At 60.6% G+C, this 3,733-nt stretch carries 5 protein-coding genes; 4 read left to right on the top strand and 1 reads right to left on the bottom strand.

The window, feature by feature from the left end; all coding sequences use genetic code 11:
• Positions 1-59: 59 nt before the first annotated feature.
• Positions 60-227, bottom strand: a complete 168-nt coding sequence (gene tnpB / locus QN219_RS33525) for an IS66 family insertion sequence element accessory protein TnpB (RefSeq protein ID WP_284004722.1) — start codon at positions 225-227, stop codon at positions 60-62.
• A gap of 213 nt (positions 228-440) precedes the next feature.
• Between tnpB and QN219_RS33530 the strand changes: the two genes are divergently transcribed.
• From QN219_RS33530 to QN219_RS33545, 4 genes are read left to right on the top strand one after another with little or no spacing between them, the layout of a single operon-like run.
• The gene (locus QN219_RS33530) at positions 441-1,145 is read left to right on the top strand and encodes a hypothetical protein (protein WP_284004718.1); all 705 of its coding nucleotides are present in this window, start codon (positions 441-443) and stop codon (positions 1,143-1,145) included.
• A 19-nt stretch (positions 1,146-1,164) separates the two neighbouring features.
• Positions 1,165-1,671: a tyrosine-type recombinase/integrase gene (locus tag QN219_RS33535; protein ID WP_284004719.1), complete on the top strand. Its 507-nt coding sequence runs from the start codon at positions 1,165-1,167 to the stop codon at positions 1,669-1,671.
• Entirely contained in the window at positions 1,665-2,579 is a 915-nt protein-coding gene (locus QN219_RS33540; protein WP_284004720.1) for a tyrosine-type recombinase/integrase, read from the top strand. Before QN219_RS33535 ends, QN219_RS33540 begins: the two co-directional genes overlap by 7 nt.
• Complete coding sequence (locus QN219_RS33545) at positions 2,576-3,565, top strand: tyrosine-type recombinase/integrase (protein WP_284004721.1); 990 nt, start codon at positions 2,576-2,578, stop codon at positions 3,563-3,565. The genes QN219_RS33540 and QN219_RS33545 overlap by 4 nt, the downstream gene beginning before the upstream one ends.
• The last annotated feature ends 168 nt before the right edge of the window (positions 3,566-3,733 follow it).

A 3,733-nucleotide genomic window follows, 5' to 3' on the forward strand; every position in this document is an offset into this window, starting at 1 on the left:
ACCCCAGTTGGGTCGTCGCCAATCGATCCCCTCCCACAGCATGGCCAGTTGCGCCGACGTCAGCCGAGCCGTTCCATCGGCGGTCGACGGCCACGGAAACGGCCTCTCTGGAGGACCTTGTAATAAAGGCAGAAGCCCTGACCATCAAAATAAAGGAGCTTCAAACGATCGCCACGTCGCCCCCGAAAGGCGAAGACCGCACCTCCTGTCGGCTTCTGGCGCAACACTTCCTGCGCAAGCGCAGCCAGACCTTCGATGCCCTTGCGGTTATGTGGTGCACCACATAACCGCAACTATGCGGCGACGATAATTATGCGGAGTTGTCATTGCCACCTATAGATTATGCAGTTTTTACAGCAACTTAGATAGAACAGGCAGGCGCGGTCGCTCCACATAACTATGCTCCCTCACGATGGGTTCACGTTGTGAGGAGAGTAAATATGGATACCAATAGTCGTAACCGCTGGTTCCTCGATCCAGGACCGTTATCGTCATGGATCGATCAGTTCGCGGACGACCTTGCCGCTCAGAGATATACGCCGCTGACCATTGAGGGCTACACGGCCTCGGCCCGACATTTCGCGACCTGGCTTGGTAGCGCCGGTATCTCGATCGACGTCATCGATGACGATGTCGTTCGTGGCTTTGCCGAACATCGGTGTCGATGTCCTGGTGGGCGGCAGTGGCTGCGTATCTCACCAAAATATTCGCGCCGCGCCGGGAGGTTCGTTGTTTTCCTGCGAAGGGCAGGTGTCGTGCGTCCACCCTTGAAGGTCGCGTCGCCATATCCCCTGCTTGACGACTATCAGAGCTGGTTGCGCGTCCACCGGGGACTGTCGGGACGAACGATCGCCCGTCACCTTCGCCACCTGCATAAGCTGTTACCAGAACTCGGTACGGCGACCCTCGACTATGATGCCGCCCGGATCCGTAATGTTGTCCGCGAGTGGCGCGAGCGAACCGGGCCGGCTGACCTGAGGACCATAACGAGCGCCTTGCGCAGCTATCTTCGCTTCCTCGCGGGTGTCGGCTTGTGCCGCCCCAACCTCGATCACGCCATTCCGCCGGTCTTGCAATGGCGCCTTTCGTCGTTGCCACGGTATCTCGCAGCCGCCGATTGTCGAGCGCGTCATTGCATCCTGTGATCAACTCACCAGAGGGCGCTTGAGGGACCGTGCAATCCTGCTCCTACTGGCTCGCTTGGGGCTGCGGGCCGGGGATGTAGCCGGACTCAGCCTCGGCGATATCGAATGGACGTCTGGGATGCTGCGCTTGAGTGGCAAAGCGCGCCGTCAAGTTCGACTGCCGTTGCCGCAGGACGTCGGCGATGCACTGCTCGCGTACATCGAGCAGGAACGGCCGCACGTGCATCAAGAGGCGGTATTTCTCTCAATGATTGCTCCATACCGGCCATTTGCACAGTCCAGCCATGTCTCCACGATCGTAGCGTTGGCGCTAAAACGTGCGGGCATTTCCGATCCCCCGTCGACCGGAGCGTGCCTGCTGCGCCACTCGGCGGCAACCTCGATGCTGCGCTCGGGGGCCACACTCGAAGCTGTTGGCACGGTGCTGCGTCACCGTTCACTCGATATGACTGCGCATTACGCCAAGGTCGATGTCGCGATGCTGGAGCAGGTTGCCCAGCCCTGGCCGGGAGAGCTGCCATGCTGAGTCAGCTCCTCGCCGATCATGCGGCGCTGCACCAAGCCCTGGGATTCAAGTTTCGGACCCCAGGCATTCTCCTACGCAACTTCGTCGCCTTTGCCGAGCATCGCGGTGAGCATTTCATAACGACGGCAACCGTGCACGAGTGGGCGCTACAGGCGCCTTCACTCGAACAACGTCGCAACCGTCTGTTGGCGGTACGTCGCTTCGCGCTCTCGCTGCATGCCGAAGATCCGCGCCATGAAGTTCCCTCCGCTGATCTGTTCGGCCGCGCCAGTCGCAAACGCCGCACGCCCTATATCTACAGTCCCGGGGAGATCCGACGGCTGATCGACACCGCGCAGCGACTTGGCCCCGACGGGTCAATCCGATCGCTCACCTACGCCACGATGTTCGGGATGATTGCAGCGACCGGCATGCGTGTTTCGGAGGCGATCGCTATACGATTACACGACGTGACCGACGACGGCTTGATCATTGCTCAGACCAAGTTCAAGAAGAGTCGGTTGCTGCCGCTCCACACAACGACCCGACGCGCCTTGGACGGATACCTCGCGACTCGCCTGAAGGCGGCAAGTCAGAGCGATGCGCTTTTCATTTCGGATCAGGGAACGCCGCTCGCTTATCCGACAGTAATAACGGTCTTTCTGCAGATCATGCGATCGATCGGCTTGCGAGGCGCTGCAGGATCGCGAGGGCCGCGGATCCACGATCTTCGCCACACGTTCGCGGTCCGCTCTCTCGAACGCTGTGCGCACGATTCCCAGGCGGTGGCGCGGCATATCACTGCCCTAAGCGCCTATTTGGGGCATGCCCATGTGACCGATACATACTGGTATCTTCAGTCAACGCCGGAATTGATGGCGCATATGTCGGCAGCCGGCGAGACATTGCATCGAGGAGCGACGGCATGACCCAGCTTGCCCAGCACCTCACCGCGTTCCTGCGCGAGCATCTTCCCCGGGAACGACGCGCAAGCGTTCACACTTGCGATGCCTATGCCTATAGCTTCCAACTGCTGGTGACGTTCGCCGCGCGACGATTGAGCAAGCGACCGTGTCTGCTGCAGATCGAAGATATCGACGTACCGATGATCCTCGCCTTTCTCGAACACATCGAAGAGACGCGTGGCAACAAGGCCCGATCGCGCAACGCCAGGCTGGCTGCCGTGAAGTCCTTCTTTCGCTATCTCGAGCATCGCGCACCCGCGGTGCTGGATCAGGCCCTTCGGGTGCACGCCATTCCGATGAAGAAGATTGACGAGGCGCTCGTGGCTTCGCTTTCGCGTACCGAAGTGCAAGCGCTGCTCAATGCACCGGATCGGCTGACATCATCAGGCATTCGCGATCGGGCCATGCTGCATCTGGCTTTTGCTGGCGGGCTGCGCGTTTCCGAACTCGTCGGTCTCACCCTAGACCAGTTCGACGGACGGTCACCCGCCAGCATCCATATCATCGGCAAAGGACGACGAGAGCGCGTGTTGCCGCTTTGGCAGGAGACCGCTGCCGCGATCCGTGCCTGGATCGCGGTTAGACCCAAGGATGGCGACACGGCCCTCTTCCTGAACAACGCTGGACGGATGATGACGCGCTCCGGCTTCGAATACATCCTTGAAAAGCACGCCGCCGCCGCTGTCGGCGTCGCGCCCACGATGGCGACGAAGTCGATATCGCCCCATGTGCTGCGCCACAGCTGCGCCATGCACGTGCTTCAGGCGACGCGCGACATTCGCAAAGTAGCGCTGTGGCTGGGTCACGCCACTCTCCAGAGCACGGAGATCTACCTGCGCGCTGACCCTACCGAAAAACTCGAGATGCTCGACGCTTTGGCGCCGCTCGGCATCAAGCCAGGCAAATTCCGCCCGCCGGACAAACTGATCGCGATGCTGGCCACCCGTTAGTGCATAGTTATGTGGAGTCGGTGGATGTCGAAAAGCCGGGCAATGCGCCCATCGGCGTCTCCGGCTCCGCATAATTATCGTCGCCGCATAGTTACGCATGTCGGTGGCTCCACAGGCAAGATAGACCCGAACCCCAGTCCCTGGTCCAATCATGCCGACTCCACCGCC

Origin of the sequence: Sinorhizobium sp. 8-89, assembly GCF_030124325.1 — a bacterium.
In the GTDB taxonomy this organism is placed as follows: Bacteria; Pseudomonadota; Alphaproteobacteria; order Rhizobiales; family Rhizobiaceae; genus Sinorhizobium.

Coding starts and splice junctions, on each gene's coding strand:
- QN219_RS33545 (WP_284004721.1), top strand. CDS start 2,576: ATGACCCAGCTTGCCCAGCACCTCACCGCGTTCCTGCGCGAGCATCTT.
- QN219_RS33530 (WP_284004718.1), top strand. CDS start 441: ATGGATACCAATAGTCGTAACCGCTGGTTCCTCGATCCAGGACCGTTA.
- QN219_RS33540 (WP_284004720.1), top strand. CDS start 1,665: ATGCTGAGTCAGCTCCTCGCCGATCATGCGGCGCTGCACCAAGCCCTG.